Raw genomic sequence first — 24,569 nt, forward strand, 5'->3', positions numbered from 1 at the left:
CGTACGGATCAGTCGCCCGCCGGCGTCGACTCCTGCTCCGTGCGCACCCTGCCGAGCGCGAGCAGGGCGGTGAGCACGACCACCAGAAGCAGCGCGCCCCAGTCGAAGGTGAACGCCCCTCCGAGTGAGAACTGCGTGGGCACCTCGAGCCCGAGCTGGGCGAGCGTCTCGTGCAGGTACTTCGACCAGCTCGTGGAGACGACCGCGGAGCCGACGGCCAGCTCCAGGATCAGGTCCCAGCCGATGATCCAGGCGACGATCTCACCGGCGGATGTGATCATGACAACCGGGACATGGGCGCCTCCTGCGACGCCCATGTCCCGGGACCTGCGGTCGGCTCAGGCCAGGACGTCGGCCGGGGCGGTGAACGGGAGGCCGTGCGCGGCGGCCACGGTGTCGCTGGTCAGCGCGCCCCGGTGGGTGCTGAGACCAGCGGCGAGGGCGGGGTCGGCGCGCAGCGCGTCGAGCGTGCCCAGGTCGGCGAGGCGCAGCGCGTAGGGCAGCGTGACGTTGGTCAGCGCGCGGGTGGAGGTCTCGGGGACCGCACCCGGCATGTTGGCGACGCAGTAGTACAGGGTGTCGTGCACCCGGAAGACCGGGTCGGCGTGCGTGGTCGGCCGGGAGCCCTCGAAGCAGCCGCCCTGGTCGATGGCGACGTCGACGAGCACGGCGCCGGGGCGCATGCGGGCGACGAGGTCGTCGGTGACGAGCTTCGGGGCACGGGCGCCGGGCAGGAGGACGGCACCGACGACGAGGTCGGCGGCCAGCAGCTCGCGCTCCAGGTCGAGCGACGTGGAGTACACGGTGCGGACGCGGCCGTGGTACTCGGCGTCGAGGGCGCGGAGCTTGTCGACGTCGACGTCGAGCACGGTGACGTCGGCGTGCAGCCCGACGGCCATCGCGACGGCGTTGCGCCCGGCCACACCGGCACCGAGGACGACGACGCGGGCCGCGGGGGCGCCGGGGACACCGCCCATGAGGACGCCGCGCCCGCCGGTGGGGCGCATCAGGTGGTAGGCACCGACCTGGGTGGCGAGCCGTCCGGCGACCTCGCTCATCGGGGCCAGCAGCGGGAGTCGGCCGTCGGCGGTGCGGACGGTCTCGTAGGCGACCGAGGTGGTGCCGGCGTCGAGCAGGGCGCGGGTGCAGGGCTCGGAGGCGGCGAGGTGCAGGTAGGTGAACAGAGTCATGTCGGGACGCAGGTGGCCGTACTCGGAGGCGATCGGCTCCTTGACCTTGAGGAGCAGGTCGGCGGCGGCCCACACCTCGTCGGCACCGGCGACCACCTGGGCACCCGCGGCCTTGTAGTCGGCGTCGGAGATGGAGGATCCGGCCCCGGCATCCTGCTCGACGACGACCTCGTGGCCGCCGGTGACGAGGTCGTGGACCCCGGACGGCGTCAGCGCGACGCGGAACTCGTTGTCCTTGACCTCACGGGGTACGGCGATCCTCACGGTGACCTCCGGAGTCGGTGGATCGGATGCGATGTCTCCTCAAATGGTGAACTTGATTCGGTTCCCTGTCATCATTCACGGAAAAGATTCTGTGAGGTGCGTGTTGAGCGAAGAAACAGCGAGATCGGCGGCCCGGCGGGTGGCGTCACCGAAGGATGTTCGGGCCCCGCTCGACAACGTCGACCGCGTCCTGCTGCGTCATCTCGAACGCGACGCCCGCATCCCGAACAACGCCCTCGCCGAGCTCGCCGGCATCGCCCCGTCGACGTGCCTGACCCGGGTGCGGGCCCTGCGCGAGCGCGGCGTCATCCGCGGCTACCACGCCGACGTCGACCCGGCAGCCGTCGGCTACCCGCTCCAGGCGATGATCTCCGTCCGGCTGCAGAGCGACGCCCGCAGCAACCTGGCGGTGTTCGTCGAGCGCGTCGGACGGCTCCCCGAGGTGCGCGACGTGTACTTCCTCGCCGGCGAGGACGACTACATGATCCGGGTGGCCACGGCCGACTCTTCGGCGCTGCGCGACTTCGTGATGACGCTCAACACCCACCCCGACATCGCCGGCACCCGCACCAGCCTGATCTTCGAGCACACCCGCCCGCCGCAGACGCACTGAGCCCGGGCCCCACCGAGCCCCGGGGCCGCGCGCGAGAGCGGGGATCAGCCCGCGACGACCGAGCGGTCGAGGTCGGGCTCCAGGTAGATGACCCGCGCGTCCGGCACGGCCTCGCGCACGCGCGCCTCCGCGGCGTCGATCGCCGTGGCAACCCTCTCGACGGGCAGCCCCGGCGTCAGCGCGATCTTGGCCGCGACGAGCATCTCCTCCGGGCCCAGGTACTGGGTACGGATGTGGATGACACGCAGCACCTCGTCGGAGCCCTCGAGGCGCTCGGTGATCGTCGACAGCACCGGTGCGGTGGCGCCTTCACCGATGAGCAGGCTCTTCATCTCGATGATCAGGATGATCGCGATGACACCGAGCAGGACGCCGATGCAGAGCGTGCCGACCGAGTCCCACACCGGGTCCCCGGTGAGGACCGTCAGCCCGACGCCGGCCAGGGCCAGGACCAGACCGATCAGGGCGCCGAAGTCCTCCAGCAGGACGACGGGCAGCTCGGGCACCTTGGACTGACGGATGAAGCCCCACCACGTGCTCGTCCCCTTCAGCGGGCGCGACTCGTGGATCGCGGTGCGGAAGGAGAAACCCTCCAGGCCGATCGCGACGACGAGGATGGCCACCGCCACCAGCGGGGACGTGAGGCCCTCGGGGTGCTGGAGCTTGTGGATGCCCTCGTAGATCGCGAACACCGACCCGAGGGTGAACAGCAGCAGCGCGACGACGAACGAGTAGAAGTAGCGGTCGCGCCCGTAGCCGAAGGGGTGCTCGGCCGTCGCGACCCGCTTGGCACGCTTGCCGCCGAGCAGCAGCAGCCCCTGGTTGGACGTGTCGGCGACCGAGTGGACCGCCTCGGCCAGCATCGACGACGACCCGGTGACCAGGAACCCGATGAACTTCGCGACGGCGATCCCCGCGTTGGCGAGCAACGCCGCGACGATCGCCCTGGTTCCACCGCTCGCCGACACCGCTGCTCCTCGGACCGTCCCCCGGCACCGGAGGCCCGGCACCGGGACGAACCCTAGCGAAACGCCCCGACGGGTCCGGCCGGGACGGTCGGCTCAGGCCAGGCCGTCGGTGGCGAGGAACAGCTGGGTGCCCGGCGTCGCCGAGTCGACGACGACGCCGCGGTCGGACGCGGGCAGGAACACCGCGGTGCCGGGACCGAGCTTGAGGACCGACGCGTCGCACCGCACCAGCGCCGCGCCCGTCGTGCCCAGCAGGATGCGGGGCCCGCCGTCGGGCACCTCGACCGACGCCTGCGGGCCGTCGGCGACGAAGCGGCGCAGCCGGAACTCGACGGCCGGGGTGTCGTAGGTGACCCAGCCGCGGTCGTCGTGCCAGTCGCAGACCGGCGGGGGCGCCGCCTCGAAGTCGAGCACCCGCAGCAGCTCCGGGACGTCGACGTGCTTGGGGGTCAGGCCGCCGCGCAGCACGTTGTCGGAGTTGGCCATGATCTCCACGCCCGCCCCCGACAGGTAGGCGTGCAGGTTGCCCGCGGGCAGGTAGAGCGCCTCCCCCGGCCGAAGGACGATGTGGTTGAGCAGCATCGCCGCGAGCACGCCCGCATCGCCCGGGTAGCGCTCGGACAGCTCCAGGGCGGTGCGCGCCTCGGCGCACCACTCACCGCCGGACGACGCCAGCCGCACCGCTCCCTCCTGGGCGGCGGGGACGAGGTCGTCGAGGACCGACTGCGGCAGGGTGATCCACGTCGTGAACAGGGCACGCAGCCCGTCCGGGCCCGGCTGGGCGGCCAGCAGCTCGACGTAGGCGGCAAGGGCCGGCACGTCGAGCGCCCGCAGGAACCGCACCGACGCCTCGGCCTCCCGGAAGCCGACGAGCGCATCGAACTCCGTGAGCGCGCAGAGCAGCTCCGGCTTGTGGTTCGGGTCGCGGTAGTTCCGCTCGGGCGCGTCGGGCGCGACACGGAGGGCGTTCTCCCGCTGGAACCCCGCCGCGGCCTGCTCGGCGCTCGGGTGCGCCTGCAGGCTGAGCGGCTCGTCGGCGGCGAGGACCTTGAGCAGGAACGGCAGCCGCCCACCCCAGCGGCCGGCCCGGTCGGCGCCCAGCGTGCGCGCCGGGTCCGAGTCGATGAGCTCCAGGAGCGACTCGGCGACGAGGTCGTCGCGCACGACGTGCGACGGGTCGGCGGGGTGGGCGCCGAGCCACAGCTCCGCCTGTGGGTGCGGCGACGGCGACGGGCGGCCGAGCAGCTCCGCGATCACCGTGCGGGAACCCCAGGCGTAGGGCCGCACCGGGTTGTCCAGCAACTCCACGGTCGTCCTGCTCCTCGTTCGGGCCGGTCGGCCCGGTCGCGGTGGCCGGTCGTCAGGCCGGTTCGATGGTACGGGTCGCCAGTCCCAGGTACACGGCGGCGATGTCCAGGCGGGCGGCGAGCACCCCGGCCCTGAGCACCACCGAGTACGGCGTGCCGCGCACGATCTCCTCGACGGGATGCAGCACGTCGGCGACCGGCCAGGGCCGGCCGGTCCGGCGCAGCAGCACCTGGCCCGGGTCGTCGTCGCCGGTGGCGAGCAGCATCAGCCGCGGCGCCGGCGCGGTCGGCGCCGGATCGTCGAACGGGTCGTGGAAGACGTCACGCTCACCCGACCCGGACTCCAGCGCGTGGCGCAGCCCGGACAGGGCCGCGGCACGGCCGACGTCGTCGGCGTGGGCGACGACACCCGTGTGCATGGCGAGCGCCGCGGCGCCGTGCGCGGCGACGGCCGCGGCGACCGCGTCGACCCCCCACAGCAGTGGGGTGTGGTCGGCGAGCCGCAGCGCGAGGGCCTTGGCGGGGTTCATGAACGGCTCGTGGCCCGGCTGGTTGCGCTCGGCCTCGGCGTCGAGGGCGTCGGCGAGCGCGTCGAGGCGGCTCCCCGCACGGTCGTCGGGGCCCTGGCCGAGGAGCCCGAGGGCCCCGGTGACGGCGAGCCCGACGGCGAAGGCCCGCGGCAGGTCGAGACCCCGGGGTACCGGGAGCCGGGGTTCGACGAGCCGCACCCGGCCCGCCCCGGCCGCGGCGACGGGACCGTCGCCCGGCGCGGACAGCACGACGTCGCTGCCCCGGCGCACCGCGGAGCCGATCGAGTCGGCCAGCTCCGCGTCGGTCGCGTCGTCGGTGTGGACGACGACCACGTCGAGCGGGCCCGTCCACATCGGGACGGTGTCGGCCACGACGACCGGTACCGGGCACGCGGGCCCCAGCATCGCCGCGACCAGCGGCGCGGCCGTGGCCGACGCACCGGGGCGACGGACCAGCACCAACGCGCGCGGGCGGTGTCCGACCAGGTCGGCGAGGCCGGCCTCGTCGGCGCTGAGCGCAGCCGAGCGGACCTGGGCGCCCGCGGTGGCGGCGGCGCGCAGCACACCACCCGTGTCGGCGGCCGCGAGTGCCGCCGCGTCGAGCAGCAGGGTGTCGTCGAGCACCGGCTCACCCGTCGCCACGGGAACCGGCCTCGCCGGGGAGGGCCTCGTCGAGCAGGAGCACCGGGATCCCGTCGACGACAGGGAAACGACGGCCGCACGACGTGCAGGTGAGCACCTCGGCATCGGGGTCGCCGGGGGCGCCGGCCCGCAGCGGGGCGTGATCGTCGGACGGGCACGCCAGGATGTCGAGCAGCTGGGGGTCGAGCTCGATGGCCACGGTCCTCCTCTTTCCTGCAGCGGGTTCGCAGCGGCGGGGCGTCCCCACCCCGCGATGCTGCCAGCCCGGGCGGGTCCGCGCCGGGTCCGTCCGGGTATCGGAGCGACCGCCTGCGGATCGGTGTGTTCGGGGTGCGGCGATGCGCCGGGCTCAGGCCCGCACGATCGCCAGTACCTCGTCGCGCAGCGCGGCGACGGCGGCGTCGTCGGACGCCTCGACGTTGAGCCGGAGCAGCGGCTCGGTGTTGGACGCGCGCAGGTTGAACCACGACCCGTCGGCGAGGCTCACGGTGAGGCCGTCGAGCTCGTCGAACTCGGTGCCGGGACGGGCCCCGAACACCTCCCGGACCGCGGCGACACGACCGGCCTGGTCGGCGACCGTGGAGTTGACCTCGCCGGAGGCGGCGTAGCGCTCGTAGGCGGCCATCAGCGCCGACAGCGGACCCTGCTGCTCGGCCAGTGCCGCCAGCACGTGCAGCCCGGCGAGCATGCCGGAGTCGGCCCGCCAGAAGTCGCGGAAGTAGTAGTGCGCCGAGTGCTCGCCACCGAACACCGCGCCCGTGTCGGCCATCGTCTGCTTGATGAACGAGTGCCCCACCCGGGTGCGCACGGCCCGGCCACCCAGCTCGGCGACGATCTCGGGGACGGCGCGCGAGGTGATGAGGTTGTGGATGATCGTGTCGCCCGGCGACTTGGCCAGCTCGCGCGCCGCGACCAGCGCGGTGATCGCGCTCGGGCTCACCGGTTCCCCCCGCTCGTCGACGGCGAAGCAGCGGTCGGCGTCGCCGTCGAACGCCAGACCGATGTCGGCCCCCTCGGCGACGACGGCCTTCTGCAGGTCGACCAGGTTGGCCGGGTCGAGCGGGTTGGCCTCGTGGTTGGGGAAGTTCCCGTCGAGCTCGAAGTAGAGCGGTACGACCTCGAACGGGAGCGGCGCGAACACGGCCGGGACGGTGTGCCCGCCCATGCCGTTGCCCGCGTCGACGACGATCCGGAGCGGTCGCGCGCCCGCCAGGTCGACGAGACCGCGCAGGTGCGCCGCGTAGTCCTCGAGCAGGTCGCGCTGCTCGACCGTGCCCCCACCGGGCCCGGCGGGCACTCCGGCCTCGACGGCCTCGCGCAGCGCGACCAGCCCGGTGTCCTGCCCGATCGGGGTGGCGCCACCGCGGCACAGCTTGATGCCGTTGTACTTCGCGGGGTTGTGGCTCGCGGTGAACATCGCGCCCGGCACGTCGAGCGTGCCCGCGGCGAAGTACAGCATGTCGGTGCTGGCCAGGCCGATGTCGACGACGTCGAGCCCCTGCCCGGTCACGCCCTCGGCGAAGGCGGCCGCGAGCCCGGGCGACGAGTCGCGCATGTCGCGTCCCACGACGACCGACCGCGCGCCCTCCGCGCCGACGAGCCGGGCCAGTGCGGCACCGATCGCGCGCACCGTCTCCGCGTCGAGCTGATCGCCGACGACACCGCGGATGTCGTAGGCCTTGACGATCGAGGACAGGTCGGACACGCACGGAACCCTATCGGGGACGTCCGACGGTCTTGCCGCCGACAACCCCGGGTCGTGCAGGGGCGCCGGCTCAGCCCTCGCCGGAGCCCGGCAGGACGCGCAGGTGACCGCGGCGCCCGGTGCCGCCCTGGACGGGCATCGGCGGCGGCGGGTCGAGCGGGCGGTCGGCCCTGCCCGCCTCGCGGACGGCCTCGGCCAGCGCCGTCAGGTCGTCGGCGGACGGCTGCGGCGGGGCGAACTCGCCCTCGAAGCGGACGACCTCCCAGCCGCGTGGCGCAGTGAGCCGGTGCGCGTGCGCCGTGCACAGGTCGTACGAGTGCGGCTCGGCCTGCGTCGCCAACGGCCCCACGACCGCGGTCGAGTCCGCGTACACGTAGGTGAGCGTGGCCACCGCGAGCTCGGTGCACCCGGTCCGCGAACACCTCCGCACACTCAGCACGTGAGCGACGATAGCGCCTGCGGCCCGCGACACCCGACTGCGACGCGCGGCGCGACCGGGTGGGCACCTCGGTCGTAAGATTCCGCGCGTGACCACAGCGCGCCGCACCCAGCGCCGCTCGCCCCGCCGGCGTGACCGCCGGGGTCGAGGGCTGCGCGGCCTGCTCTACCCGGTGTCGCTGCCCGCGTCCCGCACGCGGGCCGAGAAGTTCGACCAGCTCGTGCTGGAGGCCCTGGAGCCGATCGAGCTGCGCTGGGGTCCTGAGCTCGCGGAGCTCGACCTGGCCGTCGACGAGGTGCCGGAGGTCGACGAGACCTCGCCCGACGAGGTCGTCTGGGGTGCGGGCGTGCTCGCCGACGTCGGGGTGCCGCTCGCGCAGCTCGTCCCGGCGGGGGTCGACCACCGGGGGCTGCCGTCGAGGGCCCGCATCGTGATCTACCGCAGGCCGCTGGAGGCCCGGGCCCGTGGCGGGGCCGACCTGGCCGACCTGCTCCACGAGGTGCTCGTCGAGCAGGTGGCGGAGTACCTCAACATCGAGCCCGACGCCGTCGACGGCGGAGCCGAGTGACCGCACTGCGCGGCTGCGCCAGGGTGCGATCCGAAGTGTGACCGTTCGGCCGCAGCCAAGGCTCCGTCAGGGCGACATGTCCGCTGCCAATGCATCACTCAGGGTGAGCGTCGATGCCGGACGAGCGCCTCTCACGCGAACGGCTCTTGCGCGACGGCGTCACCGCTGATCCCGGCGATCCGCGCACCACGACACCAGCCGGCGCCCGTCTCGGACGACCCCGCGACGTCCGGGACGGCGACGACCCCGGCGTACCCGACGGTCCACCGCCGCCACACACGCGGGCCGACGACGTGCCGGCTCGCGCCCACTCCGACCGCACGGCGGCGCCCCGGCGCAGCTCGCGCACCCGGCCGCCGAGGGCAGCACAAATCCCGTCGTGTCCGATCCGGACGGTCAAGGCCGGGGTCGACCGTCGGGTGTGGACACCCGACGACAGACTCCCGACTCTTCGCCGGCCGGCCGCTCGAACCCCCCGGTCCTTTGCGGCACAACCGGATCCCGCGAGTGTCAGCCCGCGGCGCGACGCAGTCTGCGGCGTTCCCGCTCCGACAGGCCGCCCCAGATCCCGAACCGCTCGTCCTGTGCGAGCGCGTACTCCAGGCACTCGGCCCGGACCTCGCACCCGGAACAGATCCGCTTGGCCTCCCGCGTCGATCCACCCTTCTCAGGGAAGAACGCCTCGGGATCGGTCTGGGCGCACAGCGCCCGTTCCTGCCAGTCCGGCTCCGCGTCGGCGGCGTCGAGGACGTCGATGTACACGACGTCCCCTCCGGCTGCCGTCGTATCCACGAACTCGGCCCCGACCAACTCAAGTGTGTCACTGATCACGTTCACTCGCCCACCTCTCCCCGCGCCCCGGCGAATGACACCGGCGTAAGTACATCGCTGCGGTTCGGTCTTTGGCAAGTTGGGGCGGCCGTCCGGGTGACGCGATCCACCCCATCGGTCGCCCGTTCGGCAGACTGGTCAAGTGACGGGCGTGTCCAACCGAATCAGTCCATGGTTCCTGCTGCTGCTCGGCGTGGCCGTCGTGGGCGGTGTCGTGGCGGCCCTCGCGGGGGCGGTCCCGCTGCAACCGCACTCCTCCGTCGCTCTGACCACGGGGATCGTGCTGCTCGTCCTCGGCGGGTGGACGGTGTCGCTGTGCCTGCACGAGTTCGGGCACGCGTTCGTCGCCTACCGCGCCGGCGACGTCACCGTCCGCGACAAGGGCTACCTGACCCTCGACATCCGTCGCTACACCGACGTCGGTCTCTCGTTCGTGTTGCCGATCCTGTTCCTGCTGATCGGCGGCATCCCGCTGCCGGGCGGCGCCGTCCGGATCAACCACGGGCTCGTGCGCTCCCGGGCGGCGCGCAGCCTGATCTCCCTCGCCGGGCCGCTCACCAACCTGATCCTGGGCGCGATCCTCACCCTGGCCGTGGCGAACATCTCCATGCCCTACGGGCTCGTCATCGGCCTGTCGGCCCTCGCGCTGATCCAGGTGCTGGCCTTCGTGCTCAACATCCTGCCGATCCCGGGGCTCGACGGGTTCGGCGTCCTCGAGCCCTACCTGCCGCCCGGCGCCCGGCAGGTCGCGGCGAAGGTGCGCCCGTGGGCGCCGCTGGTGCTGTTCGTCGTGCTGATCTCGTTCACCGCGGCCCAGCAGGTGTTCTTCGACGTCTCGTCGTGGATGTTCGACGGAATCGGCGGCAGCGACGCCGCGGCCGCCTACGGCTACACCGAGCTGCTGTTCTGGCGCTGAGCCGCCACCGGCCCGATCACGCCGAGGCGCCGCGCCACGGCGACCATCTCGGGCACGGTGTCGCTCTCGGCGGGCACCGCGTCGACCGGCCACCATCGCAGGTCCAGCGATTCGTCGGAGATGCGCGGTTGCGCCCCCGCGGGTGCCCGGACGAGGTAGCGCACGTCGAGATGGCGGCTCGGAACCCCGAGCGAGCACGTCACCGGATGGACGTCGAGGTGCAGCGGGTGCTCGGAGATCGTGAGGCCGTCGATGCCCGACTCCTCGGTGGCCTCCCGCAGCGCCGCCGCGCGCAACGACACGTCGCCCGGCTCGCAGTGCCCACCCAGCTGCACCCAGCGGTGGAACCTGCGGTGCAGCGTGAGCAGGGTGTGTTCGCCGCTCGCGTCGAGCACCAGCGCCGACGCCGTCAGGTGGCCCGGGACGCACGAGCGGTCACAGGCGTCGTCGGGGCGGGCGTCGAGGAACGCGAGCAGCGCGTGCCGCAACCCCTCCTGGCCACTCGTCCCCGGCGTCCACGCCCGCAGCTCGGCGGCCGCCACGGCCGGCGCTACCACTCGACCAGCCCGGCGGCGGGGTCGCGCGGCGACCGGGGCGTGATCGCCTCGTCCGGCACGCCGACCGCGACCGCACCGAGCGGCTGCCAGTCGGCCGGCAGGCCGAGCACCTCACGGACGACGTCGCCCGCGAAGATCGTCGACCCCACCCAGCACGACGCCAGACCCTCGGCCGCCAGCGCGACCAGCAACGACTGGACGGCCGCTCCCCCGGCGACGGTGAACATGTCCCGCTCGGCAGCGGTGCGGGCGGCATCGGGATAGGGCTGGGCGCCCTCCCCGGTACGGAACGCGAGCACCAGCTCCGGGGCCCTCCGCAACAGGTCGCCGCGCGCGAGGCGACGGGCCACCTCGTCGTCGGGACGGCCGTCGGCGCGCAGGTCGGCCTGCCAGCGGTCGCGCATGGCGTCGAGCAGCGCGGTGCGCTGCGCCGGGTCGCGCAGCCACCCGAAGCGGAACGGCGTGCTGTGGTGCGGCGCCGGCGCGGTCAGCGCGACGCCGACCGCACGGCGCAGGGCGTCGGCGTCGACCGGGTCGGGCGCGAAGCTCCGCGAGCTGCGGCGCAGCAGGACGGCCTCGCGACGGCCCTGTGCCAGCGCCTCCTCGGTGCCGAGGCTGAACAGGTCCTCGTCGAGGCTGCGGACGAGGTCGCGGGCGCCGGAGCCGTCGTCGACGGGCCGCATGCCGCGCACCACCGCGACCGGCTGCCCGCCGAGCTTGCCCTTCGCGAGGTCCGCGGCGGCGGCCACCTCGTCGGCGATGGCCACCTCGGTGACGAGGAGCTCGTTACCCTCCGCGTCGAACGCGCCGCCGTAGCGGTGCAGCACGGTCAGCCCGGCCGAGCCGATCGCCACGTCGGTCTGCCCGACCCGCCAGGTGCGCCCCATGGTGTCGGTGACGACGACCGCGACATCCACCCCCAGCGCCGCCGCGAGGCCCGCACGGAGGCGCTGGGCGCTCGCGTCGGGGTCGACCGGGAGCAGGGCCAGCTCGTCGCGGCGGACGTTGGACGCGTCGATCCCGGCCGCGGCCTGCACCAGGCCGAGCTTGCTCGCCACGATCAGCGTGCGGCCGCGGCGGGCCACGACCCGCTCGGTCTCCTCGTCGACCAGCCGGCGACGCAGCGCGTCGCGCTCCTCGGGGTCCTCCGGCGCGGTGACGAGCCTTCCCTCGACCTTGGACACGATCTTGCTGGTGACGACGACGACATCGCCGTCGGCGAGCCAGGGCGCGGCCGCGGCGATCGCGGCCGCCACGTCGTCGCCCGGGCGGAACTCCGGCAGCCCCCGGACGGGGCGGACGACGATCCCGTCGGGAGCCGCGTGGTCGCCCGGGAGCTCAGTCACCCTCGACCCCGGCCAGCTCGAACGCCGCCCGGACCATCGCGGCGGTGGCGTCGACGTCGGTCATCATCAGCGGGACCTCACGGACCTCCGCGCCGGGCAGCGCGTGCCCGTCGCCCGGCGCGACGAGCCAGCCGTCGAGCAGGCCACCCGACCCGCGGCCGCCGTAGTGTGCCCCGACACCCGCGGCCGAGGTCTCCACGCCGATCGCGGTGAGGCACGCATCGGCCATGCCGCGCACCGGGGCACCGCCCACGATCGGGGAGACGCCGACGATCCGCGCCGGCGTCGCCACCAGCGACTGGGCCATGCCCGGCACGCCGATCACCGTCCCGATGCTCACCACCGGGTTGGACGGGGCGACGAGCACGACATCGGCCGACTCCAGCGCGTCGCGGACCTCGGGCAGTACCCGGGCCTCCTCCGCACCGACCGAGGCGAACCGGTGCGCCGTGGGCTTGGCCTGGTGGCGCACCCACCACTCCTGGAAGTGCACCGCCACCTGCGGCGGCGCGTCCGGCGCGGCGGCGTCGGGATTGTCGACGACCACGTGCGTCTCCACCCGGTCGTCCGTGACCGGCAGGAGCCGTACCCCGGGCCGCCAGCGGTGGCACAGCGCCTCGGTGACCTGTGACAACGGGTAGCCGGCCCGGAGCATACGGGTGCGCACGAGGTGCGTGGCGATGTCCCGGTCGCCGAGGGAGAACCAGTCCGGGTCGGCCCCGTAGGCCGCGAGCTCCTCGCCGACGGTCCACGACTCCTCCGCCCGGCCCCAGCCGCGCTCGGTGTCGATCCCGCCGCCCAGGGTGTACATGCACGTGTCGAGGTCCGGACAGACCCGCAGGCCGTGGAGCCAGATGTCGTCACCCACGTTGACGACGGCGGTGACCTCGTGCGGGGCGTCCTCGGGGCCGGGGCCGACCGCGGGCAGGCCGAGCGCGGCCTTCACCCCCTGCAGGAACCGGGCGCCCCCGACCCCTCCGACCAGCACTGTGACCTTCACACCGAGACCCTGACCTTCACGCCGAGACCCCAACCTTCACGCCGAGACCCTACGACGCCGCACCGACAGTCAGGAGCACAGCCGGTCAGGACCCCAGCGCGGCCGTGACAGCCGAGACGACCTCGTCCGAACCCGGCTCGGTGCGCGGGCGGAACCGGGCGACGACCGAGCCGTCGGGGGCCAGCAGGAACTTCTCGAAGTTCCACTGCACGTCGCCGGCCTCGCCCGCGGCGTCGGCGTGGGCGGTGAGCCGCTGATAGAGCGGGTGCCGGCCGGGCCCGTTGACCTCGACCTTCTCCGTGAGCGGGAAGCTCACGCCGTAGCTGGTGGAGCAGAACGTCGCGATCTCCTCCGGCGTGCCCGGCTCCTGGCCGCCGAACTGGTTGCACGGAACGCCGAGCACCGTGAAGCCGCGGTCGCCGAAGCGCTCCTGCAGCTCCTCCAGCGCGGTGTACTGGGGCGTCAGCCCGCAACGCGAGGCGACGTTGACGACCAGCACCGTCTTACCGGTCAGATCGGGGAGGACGCCACCGTCGAGAGCGGCGAGGTCGGCGTCGAGAACGGGAGCCATGATCGGCACGCTACGCCCGGGACCGGGCCGACGGTGCCGACCGTGAGCACTCACATGGCCCGGTAGTCCCGTGGGGAGAACCGCGGCCCGAACCGCGGCCGCCGGAACCCGGACACCTCGACGTAGCGCACCGCCCGCTGCCGTTGCGGCGCATAGGGAGCGAGCACCTCGAGCATCCCCGCGTCGTCGAGCGGGCGTCCGACGAGCGCCCACCCCACGACCGTCGGGATGTGGAAGTCGCCGAAGCTCACCGCGTCCGGGTCGCCCCACGCGCGCTGCGCAACCTCCGCCGCCGTCCACACCCCGATCCCCGGGACCCGGCGCAGCAGGATGCGGCCCTCCTCGCCACCCAGCTCGGCCGCGGCCTCCAGCCGGTGTGCCACCGTCGCGCACGCGAGGATCGCCCGCCGCCGCGCGGAGTCGACACCCGCGCGGTGCCACTCCCAGTCGGGGATCTCGCGGGTCCGGGCGGGCGTCGGCGGCACCCGCATGCCCTCCGGCGCGGGGCCCGGAGCGGGCTCGCCGAACCGGCGGCACAGCTCCCGCCACGACCGCCGCGCCTCGGTGCCGGTGACCTTCTGCTCCAGAACCGCCGGGAACAGCTGGTCCCACACCCGCAGGCTCGCTCCGAACCGCAGCCCGGGCAGCCGGCGCGCGGCGTCCTCGACCAGCGGGTGGTGGGCGACGAACGAGTCCGGGTCGTCGCGTTCGCCCAGCAGCGCGGGCAGCGAGCCGATCGTCCACGCCGCGCCCGGGCCCCAGGCCGCCGCGACGACCGTGCCGTCGGCCCGCCGCGACAGCCGCAGGGTGGCGGCGCCGTCGGGGGTCGTGCCGGTGCGCCAGATCGCGGCGCCCTCGGCGGCGGACCGCCACGTCGGATCACCCCTGCCGCGGCGCAGTGGCGCGAGGACCCCCGTCAGGTCCAGACGGAATCCGGGACGCCACTCCCGCTCGACGGGGCCGGTCACTACACGTCCGCGGAGAACCGGACGCCGCGCGCCGGCAGCACCACGCCGGGCCACACCCGCAGGCCGCCACGCAGCTCGCACAGCTCGCCGACGACCGCGCGGTCGCCGATCACCGCGTCGGCCAGCACCGCGCCGGGCTCGATCCGCGCGTCCCGTCCGACCACCGAGTTCTCGACGACAGCCCCCTCGGCGACGACCGCGCCGTCGTAGATCATGCTGCCGACGACCCGGGCCCCCGCGCCGATCACGGCGCCTGCCCCGACGACGGTCCCGCCCGCCACGTCCGCGTCGCCCGCGACGTCCGCGCCGGCGAGCGCCAGCATGTCGCCGGTCGGGCCGGGCAGCGCCGCCGACGGCGCGATGCCGCGGACCAGGTCGGCCGACCCCTGCACCAGGTCGGCGGGCGTGCCCATGTCACGCCAGTAGGCGTCGTCGACGTGGCCGGACACCCTCGACCCCGCCGCCAGCAGCCCCGGGAACGTCTCGCGCTCCACCGACACCGGGCGGCCGTGCGGGATCGCCTCGAGCACCTCGCGCCGGAAGACGTAGCAGCCGGCGTTGATCTGGTCCGTCGGCGGATCGGGGGTCTTCTCCAGGAACTCCAGGACCCGGCTGTCGTCGTCGGTCGGGACGCAGCCGTAGGCACGCGGGTCGGGGACCCGCACCAGGTGAAGCGTGACGTCGGCCTCCGTGTCGCGGTGGGTGCCGACGACGGCCCGCAGGTCGGTGCCGCACAGCACGTCACCGTTGAACACCAGGATCTCGTCGGCCGTCAGGTGCTCGGCGACGTTGCGGATCGCGCCGCCGGTGCCGAGCGGCTCCTTCTCGACGACGTAGGTCAGCTCCAGCCCGAGAGCCGTGCCGTCGCCGAAGTGCTCCTCGAAGGTCTCGGCCAGGTAGGAGGTCCCGAGGACCACCCTGCGCACCCCCGCCGCGCGGATCCGCGACAGCAGGTGCGCGAGGAACGGCACCCCGGCCGTCGGCAGCATCGGCTTCGGCGCCGACAGGGTCAGCGGACGCAGCCGGGTGCCCTGCCCCCCGACCAGGACCACGGCCTCGACGTCGTGCAGCACGCTCTGTCGTCTCCCTCGTCGTTCACACCTGTCGCCCGGGGCGGCGGGTCACACCGTCGGGCCCGGGGCGCGGGGCCCGAACGCCCGGCGGGCGGCGAGCACTGCGCCGGCGGCGGCCCGCGCCACACCGCGGGTACGGCCACGGACCAGCCGCCGGGCCCCGGCGTGGCGTTCGTCCGCCGACTCCGGGATGTCGCCCACAGCGTCCCGCACCGCCGCCGCGCCCGGCACGGCGACCCGGAGCCAGCCCGCCGCGTCGAGCCGGTCGGCGAGGTCGGCGTCGGCGAACGGGACGGGCAGCCGGGCGTCCCAGCCCCCCGTCGACTCCAACGCCGTGCGCCGCACCAGCACCGCGGGCCCGGGGGCTCCCGGTGCGAGGGCCCCGGGGTCGAGGCGGGTCAGCAGCGCGTCGCCGCGCCAGTGCCCGGGCAGCCCGGGAACGGTCGCGCCACGCAGCTCCGGGACGAGCGCGCCGGCGCGTGGGGTGGCGCGGGCCGCGGCGAGCAGCGCGGCCACCGCGCCGTTGTCCCAGATCACGCCAGGCTCGCTGACCAGCACGAACTCCACCTCCGCCGGGAGCTCGGCGACGGCCCGGTTGACGGCGGCGGGCCGGCCCAGGTGCTCACCGAGGTCGAGCGCGGTGACGCCGGGCGTGGCGGGGGGCGCCGGGTTGCCCGCGGCGTGCACGACGGCCACGGCACCCGGGTCGGCCCGGATCGAGTCGACCCGGATCGAGTCGACGCAGCGCCGTACCTGTTCCGCGGGCGCGTGCCCGGCGATCACGACGGCGAGATCCGGCACGGCACAGCCCCGCACCGAACCCGCGTCCACGCGCGCACCCTAGCGGGCGAGTCCGACAGTCCGGCGGTGATCGCTGAACGCGGTGCCGGCCGAGGCAACCCGGGTGATCGCCGTGACCGGGACGCCGGCGCCATCCACGACGCGCACGGTCCTCGGCCGGCGTCCGCGGGGGCCGCGGCGGGTCAGTCGTCGTCCGGGTCCTCGCCGTCGAGCTCGGCCAGCACGGCGGTCGCGGCCCGGTCGCCGGAGGACGCGCCCGCGACGAGATGGTCGCGCCCCTCGGCGACACGGCCGTCCTCGACCAGGAACAGCCCCAGCGCTGCGGCGGCGCCCGGCTCGCGGTGCCGGACGGCCTCGCGCAGCTCCCGTTCGGCGTGGGACCGGTCGGCCCGGGTGGCGACGAGGAACATCGCGTAGGCGCTGTGGGCCCGCAGCGCGCCGAGCCGGTCGGCGAGGCGGTACAGCTCCTCGGCCTCCTCGTCGCGGCGGGCGGCCGAGCGGGCGTCGGCGAGGGCGACGACGGTGTCGGGCCGGGCGGTGTCGTAGTAGCGCTCGGCGGCGTCGACCGCGGGGGCGAGCTCGTCGGCGTCGAGCAGGAACGAGACGAGGTTGTCGGCGGCCTGCCCGTCGCCCTGATCGGCGGCGCGACCGAGCACCTGGACGGCCTCCGCATCGCGGCCCATGTCGCGCAACAGGATCCCGAGGTCGTTGGCGGCGGCGGTCTCGCCGTTGGCCAGCGCGGTGCGCAACACCTCCTCGGCGCGGTCACGTTCCCCGATCTCGGCGAGCGCGACGCCGAGCCGGCCGGCGAACCGCACGTACCCGCGGTCGACGAGCAGCCCCAGCCACTCGGCGGCGGCGTGGAAGCTGCCGCTGTCGAGGTAGGCGTCGGCGAGCACGTCGGGTGACGACGGCTCCCCCGCCGCGACGGCCTGCCGCAGCACCTCGACGGCGTCGAGGGCGAGGTCGCGGCGCAGCAGCTCGCGGCCGCGCGCGGTGAGGGGTTCGGCGACGCGCTGCGGGAGCCGGGGCGGCGGCAGGGCGGGCGACGCGGCCGGGGCGGGGTCGGGGATCTCGGCGGACACGGCGACCTCGGCAGGGGTGAGGTCGGGCACCGGGGCGTTGGTCGTCGTGTCGGCCGTGGCGTCGGTCATGACCCAGCCTCCCGTGGTACGGCCGCCCCGGAACAGGTCCGCTCCGGCCGCTCCGCGCCGACGGTTCGACGCCGGGGCACAGCACGGGACACGGAGAGGTCGGGACGTCCGCCAGGACTACCCGATCGGGTGTCCGGATAGTCCCAGATCACACGGTGGGTTCGCGGCCACCGTCCCGGTGACCCCCGTCCGAGTCGTCCGATGGGCCACACAGGTGTCGGGGCGACAGGGGTGTCAGGGCGTCGGCCGGTGCACCGCGACGACGCGGCGGTACGCGATGCGGCGCACGGCCTCGGGCACGAGCCGGTACCCGCCGCGGACGACCACGTTGCGGACGAACTGCGGCCACGTCGTGAAGCCCATCGCGCGGAACCGCCGTTGCAGGCCGAGCTCGGCGCGCAGCTGGCCGAGCCCGCCGCGGCGGGCGTAGGCGCCGGCGCCCACGCGGTAGCGCACGAGCGGCTCGGCGACGTTGGCGACGCGCGCGCCCGCCATGATCATCCGCGCCCACAGGAGGTAGTCCTCCATCAGCGCGAACCCGCCGTAGCCGCCGACCCGCTGGACCAGCTCCCGGCGCATCACGACGGTCGGGTGGTTGAAGGGGTCGGCGAACCGGGCGCGGGCCGCGATCGCCGCGGGCTCCGTCGGCGGGGTGCGCCTGCCGACCTCGACGCCCGCGTCGTCGGCGAACTCGATGAGCCCCGACCCGACGAGGTCGGCACCGGCCTCGACGATCGGGAGCTGGACGGCGAAGCGGTGCGGCTCGGAGACGTCGTCGGCGTCCATCCTGGCGACGACGTCGTGGACGCACGCGGCGAGACCGGCGTCGAGGGCCGGCCCGAGGCCGACGTTGCGGTCCAGCGCGAGGACGCGCACCGGGACGGGCGAGGACGCGACCAGCTCGTCGAGGCAGGCGGTGAGCTCGGCGCCGACCGGGCCGTCCCGGACGATCACCACCTCGTCGGGTCGGCGGCGCTGCGCGTCCACGCTGGACCGGAACGCGGCAGCGAGGAAGTCGGGCCGGTCACCCGCCCACACCGGGAGCAGCAACGAGAACGGCTCGGACACGGTCGGTGAGGGTAGTGCGACGCTCGGCCCACGTCCGGGGTGCCCCGGCGTCCGTACCGCGACACGCCGCCTGGATCACCGCCCGCCACGGGGCGACATGTTGCACAGTGTGTGACGCCGACATCGACTTGATCGGGCCCGCGCGGGTCCGGCACCGAACCACGGGCTGCCGCCGTTCGGTGCACGACGACCGGGGAGGGCCACGTGAACCAGCGGACGGACCCCGGTCGCGCCTCGTCACGTGGCACCGCGCTCACGGAGCGGCCCCGCACCCGCCCGGGTCCCGACGACGTCGACGACGCCCCCGTGACGGCGTCCCCGGACTGGGGCCGCAGGCTGCGGATCGCGACGGTCGTCGCGTCGGTGCTGGTGCTGGTCGTGACCGGGGCGGCGTGGGGGCTGTACCGCGACGTCACGGCGGGACTGACGACCACCGACGTGATCTTCGGCGGCGACGACGGCGAGGGGCTCAACATCCTGCTGGTGGGCGTCGACAGCCGGACCGACGCGCAGGGCCACCCGCTGCCCAAGGCGGTGACGGACGCGCTGCACAGCGGCGCCGACACCGGGGTGCTCAACTCCGACACGATCATCCTGCTGCACCTGCCCCCGGACGGCGGCGCGGCGGCGGCGTTCTCGATCCCGCGGGACTCCTACGTGGACATCCCGGGCTACCGCAAGGACAAGATCAACGCGGCGTACCCGGCGACGAAGGCGCTGAAGGCCGAGGAGCTCGTCAGGGCGGGCGGCAGGAGCCCCGAGGAGATCGACCAGGAGTCGTCGGCGGCGGGCCGCAGCAAGCTCATCGAGACGGTCCAGGACCTCACGGGTGTGCACGTCGACCACTACGCGGAGATCAACCTGCTCGGGTTCTACAACCTGACCCAGGCCGTCGGCGGCGTCGACGTCTGCCTCAAGAACGCGGTGAGCGACGAGCTGTCGGGCGCGAACTTCCCCGCGGGCCCGCAGACCATCTCGGGTGCCGCCGCGCTGGCGTTCGTCCGGCAGCGCCACGGGCTGCCCGACGGCGACCTGTCGCGGGTCCGTCGCCAGCAGGTGTTCCTCGCCGCGATGGCGGACAAGATCCTCTCCAGCGGCACGCTCACCAACCCGTCGACTCTCAACGCGCTGATCGAGGCCGCCCAGAAGTCGCTGGTCGTCGACTCGGGCTGGGACCTCCTGGGCTTCGCCCGGCAGGCGTCCGACATCGCCGCGGGCAACCTCGACTTCATGACGATCCCGACTCAGGGCGGCACCAGCAACAACCGCGGCGACGTCGTGCTCGTCGACCCCGGCCAGGTGAAGGCGTTCGTCACCGACCGCAGCGCGGCCACGGAGAAGGTCGCGGACACCTCCCCGGCGACGGACGGGACGCCGGCCGTCGACCCGCACACCGTCACCGTCGACGTCGGCAACGCCAGCGGCACGACGGGCCTCGCCTCCCAGGTCGCGGACACGCTCAGCTCCGCGGGGTACGTGCGCGGCACCGTCGGCAACGTGGCGTCGCGGCCGACGTCGGCCGTCCGGTACTCGACCGACGCCGCCGAGCCGGGCGCGAGGGCGGTCGCCGCGAGGCTCGGCCTGCCCGTCGAGAAGGCCGCCGACGCCCCCGCGGGCCGCGTCCAGGTCGTCCTGGGCGCCGACAAGGCCTCGGGGGCCACGACGGGCACCGACACGCCGCAGACACCGGCCGCGGGGGCGGCGGGCGGCGGCGCGGTCAACGCCGGCGGCGTACCGTGCATCGACTGATCCACTTCCCCGTGAACCCGGTGAGGCCCGCTCCGTGACGTTGACCGCCGCCCTGCTCGACCCGATCCTCGCGTCGACCCCGGCCCGCCCGCTGATCACCTTCTACGACGACGCGACCGGTGAGCGCATCGAGCTCTCCGGGGTGACGACGGCCAACTGGGCCGCCAAGACGGCCAACATGCTGCGCGACGAGTGCGACGTGGAGACCGGTACGACCGTCGCTGTCATGCTCCCCGCGCACTGGCAGACGGCAGCTGTGCTGCTCGGGGCGTGGTGGTGTGGGGCGCACGTCGTCGCCGAGCCCGCCGACGCCGAGTGGGTCCTGTGCGACGCCGACCGGGTCGACCTCGCGCTCACCGCCGCCCCCGCGGGCGGGGTGGTCGCGCTGTCGCTCGACGCGTTCGGCCGTGGTGTCAGCGGACTGCCCGACGGCGTGATCGACTACGCCACCGAGGTCCGGCGGCACGGCGACGACTTCGTGCCCTGGGAGCCGGTGCCCGACACCGCCTCGGCACTCGGCGACCTGTCGATCGCCGACACCCTCGCGGCCGCGCGCCGCCGCGCCGGGGAGCTCGACATCGCCCCGACCGACCGGGTCCTCTCGATGGCCGAGTGGTCGAGCGTCGACGGCCTCGTCGACGGGCTGCTGTCGGTGCTCGCGGTCGGCGCCTCGCTCGTGCAGTGCCGCAACCCGGACATGGGGAAGGTCATCTCCCGCGCCGCCGCGGAGAAGTGCACACGGCGACTCTGACAATGGGGCTCTGAGCTGCGGCAGGGGCGGGTTCGAGACCGCATGGACGACGTGGCACCGTTGACGGGTGGACACCGTGACCGCTCATGACGTCGACCTCGCGGCCGAACGGCTGCGCGCGGTCATCGGGCCGAGCCCGCTGCAGCTCTCCCCCCGGTTGTCCGACGCCGTGGGCGGCGAGGTGTGGCTCAAGCGCGAGGACCTGCAGCCGGTCCGGTCCTACAAGATCCGCGGCGCCTACAACCTGATCGCACAGCTGTCGCCGGAGGAGCGTGAGCGTGGCGTCGTCTGCGCCAGCGCCGGCAACCACGCCCAGGGCGTGGCGTTCGCCTGCGCCCGGCTCGGGGTGAAGGCACGGGTCTACCTGCCGCGGACCACCCCGCGGCAGAAACGTGACCGCGTCGCCAAGCTGGGCGGCAAGGTCGTCGAGGTGATCGTCGTCGGCAACGCCTACGACGACGCCGCCGCGGCTGCCGCGCTCGACGCCGAGCGCAACGGCGCCACCCTCGTCCCGGCCTTCGACGACGCCCGCACCGTCGCCGGGCAGGGCACCGTGGCCCGCGAGATCGTCGCCCAGCTCAGCGACGAGCCCGACCTCGTCGTCGTGCCCGTCGGCGGCGGTGGGCTGCTCGCGGGGGTGACCACCTACCTGCGCGAACGCCACCCCGACGTGCGCATCGAGGGCGTCGAGCCCGCCGGCGCCGCCAGCATGACCGCGGCGCTGGCCGCGGGTGGCCCGGTGCCGCTGCCCGACCTCGACCCGTTCGTCGACGGTGCCGCCGTGCGCCGCGTCGGGGACACGACGTTCCCGATCGTCCGCGACGCTGCCGTGCCGCTCAGCCCTGTCGCCGAGGGCCGGGTGTGCACCGAGATGCTCGCGCTCTACCAGACCGACGGGATCATCGCCGAGCCGGCGGGGGCACTGGCCACCGCCGCGCTCGACGGGCTCACGATCCCCCGCGGGTCGGTCACGGTGTGCGTGCTGTCGGGCGGGAACAACGACGTCAGCCGCTACGCCGAGGTCGTCGAGCGGGCCCTGGTCCACGAGGGTCGCAAGCACTACTTCCTGGTGGACTTCCCGCAGGAGCCCGGCGCCCTGCGTGCCTTCCTCGACGACGTCCTCGGCCCCGACGACGACATCACTCTCTTCGAGTACGTCAAGCGCAACAACCGCGAGACCGGCCCCGCGCTCGTCGGCATCGAGATGGGCCGGCCCGAGGACCTCGCGGGTCTGCTGGCCCGCATGGAGGCCGCGCCCCCGCACATCGAGCGCATCCCGCCGGACAGCCCGCAGTTCCGCTTCCTGCTCTGAGCAGCGCCGCCCGAACGGCTGCGGAACGAACGGCTCCGGAACGAACGGCTCCGGAACGAACGGCTCCGGAACGAACGGCACAGCGGTGCAACCGAGTCGCGCGACGGAGCCGTTCGTTCGGGTGACCGGGCTACGGTGAGGCGATGCGTGTCACCAAGATGCTGGTCAACCGGCCCGTCGCCGACCCGGACGCATCGAGGGCGTTCTGGCAGGGGATGTTCGGCCTCGACGTCGCCTTCGACCTCGGCTGGGTGGTCAGCCTGCACCCGCCCGGCAACGACACGACGGGCGTCCAGCTCGTCACCGGCGACAAGACCGCCCCGGTCGACTCCGACATGTCGGTGGGCGTCGACGACGTCGACGAGGCCTACGCGATCGCGCAGCGCGAGGGCCACGAGATCGTGCACCCGATCTCCGACGAGGAGTGGGGCCCACGGCGGTTCTTCGTGCGCACACCCGACGGGACGGTCGTCAACGTCGTCGCGCACCCGCACTAGGTCGTCGCGCACGCGAGGACCCGGTCCGACGGTCCACGCAGCGCGCCCGGCGTCGCCCGCTGGTGCCGGTGCGGGTAGGTCAGCGGCTGCCTGCTGACCGCGTCGACCGCGGCCAGAGCGTCGGCGTCGAGGGTGACACCGGCGTCGAGGCACGTCCCCAGCGGCCGAGCCGTCGGTACTCCACGTCAGCGGAGCAGGGCGCGCGCCATGACCATGCGCTGCACCTGGTTGGTCCCCTCGTAGATCTGGGTGATCTTGGCGTCGCGCATCATGCGCTCGACGGGGAAGTCCTTGGTGTAGCCGGCGCCGCCGAAGATCTGGACGGCATCGGTGGTCACCGACATCGCGACGTCGGAGGCCATGCACTTGGCCGCACTGGAGATGAAGCCCAGGTTCGGCTCACCGCGCTCGGCGCGCGCGGCGGCGACGTAGACGAGCTGGCGCGCGCCCTCCACCTTCATCGCCATGTCGGCGATCATGAACTGCAGGCCCTGGAACTCGGCGATGGCCCTGCCGAACTGCTTGCGGTCCTTGGCGTAGGCGATCGCGGCGTCGAGGGCGCCCTGCGCGATGCCGATGGCCTGCGCGCCGATGGTGGGGCGGGTGTGGTCGAGCGTCGCGAGTGCGGTCTTGAAGCCGGTGCCCTCCGCCCCGATGATCCGGTCGCCCGGGATGCGGCAGCCCTGGAAGTAGATCTCGCGGGTGGGCGAGCCGTTGATGCCGAGCTTGCGCTCCTTGGGTCCGACCTCGAAGCCCGGATCGTCCTTGTGCACCACGAACGCCGAGATGCCGTTGGCGCGCTTGTCGGGGTCGGTGACCGCCATGACCGTGTACCAGGTCGACTCGCCGGCGTTGGTGATCCAGCACTTGGTACCGTCGAGGACCCAGTCGTCGCCGTCGCGGCGGGCGCGGGTGCGCATCGACGCCGCGTCGGACCCGGCCTCCCGCTCGGACAGCGCGTAGCTGATACCGGCGCCCTGGGCGATCGACGGCAGCACCTGCTGCTTGAGCTCCTCCGACGCCGACAGCAGGATCGGGATCGAGCCCAGCCCGTTGACCGCGGGGATCAGCGACGACGACGCACAGACCCGCGCGACCTCCTCGATGACGATGCAGGCGGCCAGCTCGTCGGCCCCTTCGCCGCCGTACTGCTCGGGGATGTGGACGGCGTGGAACCCGGCCTTGACCAGCGCGTCACGCGCCTCGACCGGGTAGCGGGCCTGCTCGTCGACCTCGGCGGCGTGCGGGGCGATCTCGTTCTCGGCGAGGTCGCGGACCGCCTCACGGAGGGCCTCGTGCTCGTCGCTGAGCCGGTAGCTGTCGAAGTCGGCGTTCATCGTCCCGTTCCCTGTCGTGGTGGGGATGCTCCCCTCCAGCGTAACGGCACGCAGTGCCGTCAATCAATCGTACGACGGACCTGAGTGCTGTTACGCTCCCGGCCCATGGCAGCCCCGGTGCGACGCGGACGCTCCGCCGCCGGCCGCGCCGAGGTCCGCGGCGATCTCGTGCGCGCCGCCCTCACCCTGTTCACCGAGCACGGCTACGACGACACGACCGTCGATGACATCGCGGCGGCCGCCGGCGTCGGGCGCCGCACCTTCTTCCGCTACTTCCGCGGCAAGGAGGACGCCGTCTCCCCCGACCACGAGACGTGCCTGAGTCGGGTCGACGCCGTCTTCGCGGCCGCGCACGACGCGGAACCCCTTGCGCCGCTGGTCCTGCGCGCCGCCGATCCCGTCTTCGACCTCT

Annotated in this window: 27 protein-coding genes; 8 read left to right on the forward strand and 19 right to left on the reverse strand. The window is 74.1% G+C overall.

The window, feature by feature from the left end; genetic code table 11:
- Positions 1–8: 8 nt before the first annotated feature.
- Together TOK_RS14610 and ald are read right to left on the reverse strand one after the other, a co-directional pair.
- Entirely contained in the window at positions 9–281 is a 273-nt protein-coding gene (locus TOK_RS14610) for a hypothetical protein (protein WP_098958395.1), read from the reverse strand.
- A 57-nt stretch (positions 282–338) separates the two neighbouring features.
- Positions 339–1,454 carry an alanine dehydrogenase gene (gene ald / locus TOK_RS14615; protein ID WP_098958396.1) on the reverse strand — a complete coding sequence of 372 codons (1,116 nt, stop codon included), beginning with the start codon at positions 1,452–1,454 and terminating at the stop codon, positions 339–341.
- A 139-nt stretch (positions 1,455–1,593) separates the two neighbouring features.
- Between ald and TOK_RS14620 the strand changes: the two genes are divergently transcribed.
- Entirely contained in the window at positions 1,594–2,067 is a 474-nt protein-coding gene (locus TOK_RS14620; RefSeq protein ID WP_253258387.1) for an Lrp/AsnC family transcriptional regulator, read from the forward strand.
- A gap of 44 nt (positions 2,068–2,111) precedes the next feature.
- Here the strand turns inward: TOK_RS14620 and TOK_RS14625 are convergent, their stop codons facing one another.
- The 6 genes from TOK_RS14625 to TOK_RS14650 form a co-directional block, all read right to left on the reverse strand.
- On the reverse strand, positions 2,112–3,035 hold the full coding sequence (locus TOK_RS14625) for a cation diffusion facilitator family transporter (RefSeq protein ID WP_098958398.1): 924 nt from the start codon (positions 3,033–3,035) through the stop codon (positions 2,112–2,114).
- Positions 3,036–3,128: 93 nt separating this feature from the next.
- Positions 3,129–4,343: a mannose-6-phosphate isomerase, class I gene (manA, locus tag TOK_RS14630; protein WP_098958399.1), complete on the reverse strand. Its 1,215-nt coding sequence runs from the start codon at positions 4,341–4,343 to the stop codon at positions 3,129–3,131.
- Between the two features lie 52 nt (positions 4,344–4,395).
- On the reverse strand, positions 4,396–5,514 hold the full coding sequence (locus tag TOK_RS14635) for a hypothetical protein (RefSeq protein WP_253258388.1): 1,119 nt from the start codon (positions 5,512–5,514) through the stop codon (positions 4,396–4,398).
- Positions 5,501–5,713, reverse strand: coding sequence for a Trm112 family protein (locus tag TOK_RS14640; RefSeq protein ID WP_098958400.1), 213 nt, complete (start codon positions 5,711–5,713; stop codon positions 5,501–5,503). The genes TOK_RS14635 and TOK_RS14640 overlap by 14 nt, the downstream gene beginning before the upstream one ends.
- Before the next feature lie 150 nt (positions 5,714–5,863).
- The gene (locus TOK_RS14645; protein WP_098958401.1) at positions 5,864–7,219 is read right to left on the reverse strand and encodes a phosphomannomutase/phosphoglucomutase; all 1,356 of its coding nucleotides are present in this window, start codon (positions 7,217–7,219) and stop codon (positions 5,864–5,866) included.
- Between the two features lie 70 nt (positions 7,220–7,289).
- Positions 7,290–7,658: a DUF3499 domain-containing protein gene (locus tag TOK_RS14650; RefSeq protein WP_098958402.1), complete on the reverse strand. Its 369-nt coding sequence runs from the start codon at positions 7,656–7,658 to the stop codon at positions 7,290–7,292.
- An 88-nt stretch (positions 7,659–7,746) separates the two neighbouring features.
- Between TOK_RS14650 and TOK_RS14655 the strand changes: the two genes are divergently transcribed.
- Positions 7,747–8,226 (forward strand): metallopeptidase family protein, encoded by a 480-nt coding sequence (locus TOK_RS14655; protein WP_098958403.1) that lies wholly within the window; start codon positions 7,747–7,749, stop codon positions 8,224–8,226.
- Between the two features lie 510 nt (positions 8,227–8,736).
- On the opposite strand, the gene TOK_RS14665 is transcribed toward TOK_RS14655, so the two are convergent.
- On the reverse strand, positions 8,737–8,988 hold the full coding sequence (locus tag TOK_RS14665) for a WhiB family transcriptional regulator (RefSeq protein ID WP_172457591.1): 252 nt from the start codon (positions 8,986–8,988) through the stop codon (positions 8,737–8,739).
- A 220-nt stretch (positions 8,989–9,208) separates the two neighbouring features.
- Between TOK_RS14665 and TOK_RS14670 the strand changes: the two genes are divergently transcribed.
- On the forward strand, positions 9,209–9,973 hold the full coding sequence (locus tag TOK_RS14670; RefSeq protein WP_374754898.1) for a site-2 protease family protein: 765 nt from the start codon (positions 9,209–9,211) through the stop codon (positions 9,971–9,973).
- On the opposite strand, the gene TOK_RS14675 is transcribed toward TOK_RS14670, so the two are convergent.
- The 9 genes from TOK_RS14675 to TOK_RS14715 all read right to left on the reverse strand — a co-directional run bounded on the left by TOK_RS14675 (position 9,946) and on the right by TOK_RS14715 (position 18,511).
- Positions 9,946–10,530 carry an NUDIX hydrolase gene (locus tag TOK_RS14675; RefSeq protein ID WP_098958406.1) on the reverse strand — a complete coding sequence of 195 codons (585 nt, stop codon included), beginning with the start codon at positions 10,528–10,530 and terminating at the stop codon, positions 9,946–9,948. The two genes, TOK_RS14670 and TOK_RS14675, sit on opposite strands and share 28 nt — an antisense overlap.
- On the reverse strand, positions 10,524–11,876 hold the full coding sequence (locus TOK_RS14680) for a coenzyme F420-0:L-glutamate ligase (protein ID WP_098958407.1): 1,353 nt from the start codon (positions 11,874–11,876) through the stop codon (positions 10,524–10,526). The genes TOK_RS14675 and TOK_RS14680 overlap by 7 nt, the downstream gene beginning before the upstream one ends.
- Complete coding sequence (gene cofD / locus TOK_RS14685; protein ID WP_098958408.1) at positions 11,869–12,876, reverse strand: 2-phospho-L-lactate transferase; 1,008 nt, start codon at positions 12,874–12,876, stop codon at positions 11,869–11,871. The genes TOK_RS14680 and cofD overlap by 8 nt, the downstream gene beginning before the upstream one ends.
- 85 nt (positions 12,877–12,961) lie before the next feature.
- Complete coding sequence (locus tag TOK_RS14690; RefSeq protein WP_098958701.1) at positions 12,962–13,447, reverse strand: glutathione peroxidase; 486 nt, start codon at positions 13,445–13,447, stop codon at positions 12,962–12,964.
- Between the two features lie 50 nt (positions 13,448–13,497).
- Positions 13,498–14,415 carry a DNA-3-methyladenine glycosylase gene (locus TOK_RS14695; protein ID WP_098958409.1) on the reverse strand — a complete coding sequence of 306 codons (918 nt, stop codon included), beginning with the start codon at positions 14,413–14,415 and terminating at the stop codon, positions 13,498–13,500.
- Positions 14,415–15,485 carry a sugar phosphate nucleotidyltransferase gene (locus TOK_RS14700; protein ID WP_098958702.1) on the reverse strand — a complete coding sequence of 357 codons (1,071 nt, stop codon included), beginning with the start codon at positions 15,483–15,485 and terminating at the stop codon, positions 14,415–14,417. Before TOK_RS14700 ends, TOK_RS14695 begins: the two co-directional genes overlap by 1 nt.
- A 51-nt stretch (positions 15,486–15,536) precedes the next feature.
- Positions 15,537–16,319 carry a glycosyltransferase family 2 protein gene (locus TOK_RS14705; RefSeq protein ID WP_098958410.1) on the reverse strand — a complete coding sequence of 261 codons (783 nt, stop codon included), beginning with the start codon at positions 16,317–16,319 and terminating at the stop codon, positions 15,537–15,539.
- Between the two features lie 152 nt (positions 16,320–16,471).
- Positions 16,472–17,443: a hypothetical protein gene (locus TOK_RS14710; protein WP_098958411.1), complete on the reverse strand. Its 972-nt coding sequence runs from the start codon at positions 17,441–17,443 to the stop codon at positions 16,472–16,474.
- 234 nt (positions 17,444–17,677) lie between these two features.
- Positions 17,678–18,511 carry a glycosyltransferase gene (locus TOK_RS14715; RefSeq protein ID WP_098958412.1) on the reverse strand — a complete coding sequence of 278 codons (834 nt, stop codon included), beginning with the start codon at positions 18,509–18,511 and terminating at the stop codon, positions 17,678–17,680.
- 204 nt (positions 18,512–18,715) lie between these two features.
- Between TOK_RS14715 and TOK_RS14720 the strand changes: the two genes are divergently transcribed.
- From TOK_RS14720 to TOK_RS14735, 4 genes are all read left to right on the forward strand, one after another.
- Positions 18,716–20,260 (forward strand): LCP family protein, encoded by a 1,545-nt coding sequence (locus TOK_RS14720; RefSeq protein WP_098958413.1) that lies wholly within the window; start codon positions 18,716–18,718, stop codon positions 20,258–20,260.
- A 34-nt stretch (positions 20,261–20,294) separates the two neighbouring features.
- The gene (locus TOK_RS14725) at positions 20,295–21,011 is read left to right on the forward strand and encodes a TIGR03089 family protein (protein WP_098958414.1); all 717 of its coding nucleotides are present in this window, start codon (positions 20,295–20,297) and stop codon (positions 21,009–21,011) included.
- 76 nt (positions 21,012–21,087) lie between these two features.
- Positions 21,088–22,323, forward strand: a complete 1,236-nt coding sequence (gene ilvA / locus TOK_RS14730) for a threonine ammonia-lyase IlvA (protein WP_098958703.1) — start codon at positions 21,088–21,090, stop codon at positions 22,321–22,323.
- A gap of 143 nt (positions 22,324–22,466) precedes the next feature.
- Positions 22,467–22,820: a VOC family protein gene (locus TOK_RS14735; protein WP_098958415.1), complete on the forward strand. Its 354-nt coding sequence runs from the start codon at positions 22,467–22,469 to the stop codon at positions 22,818–22,820.
- Positions 22,821–23,005: 185 nt separating this feature from the next.
- Here the strand turns inward: TOK_RS14735 and TOK_RS14740 are convergent, their stop codons facing one another.
- Entirely contained in the window at positions 23,006–24,157 is a 1,152-nt protein-coding gene (locus TOK_RS14740) for an acyl-CoA dehydrogenase (protein WP_098958416.1), read from the reverse strand.
- A gap of 105 nt (positions 24,158–24,262) precedes the next feature.
- Here TOK_RS14740 and TOK_RS14745 point away from each other — a divergent pair.
- The coding region (locus tag TOK_RS14745; protein WP_141566418.1) for a TetR family transcriptional regulator at positions 24,263–24,569 on the forward strand (307 nt) is incomplete at its 3' end.

Origin of the sequence: Pseudonocardia sp. N23, assembly GCF_002583555.1 — a bacterium.
Classification (GTDB): Bacteria; Actinomycetota; Actinomycetes; order Mycobacteriales; family Pseudonocardiaceae; genus Pseudonocardia.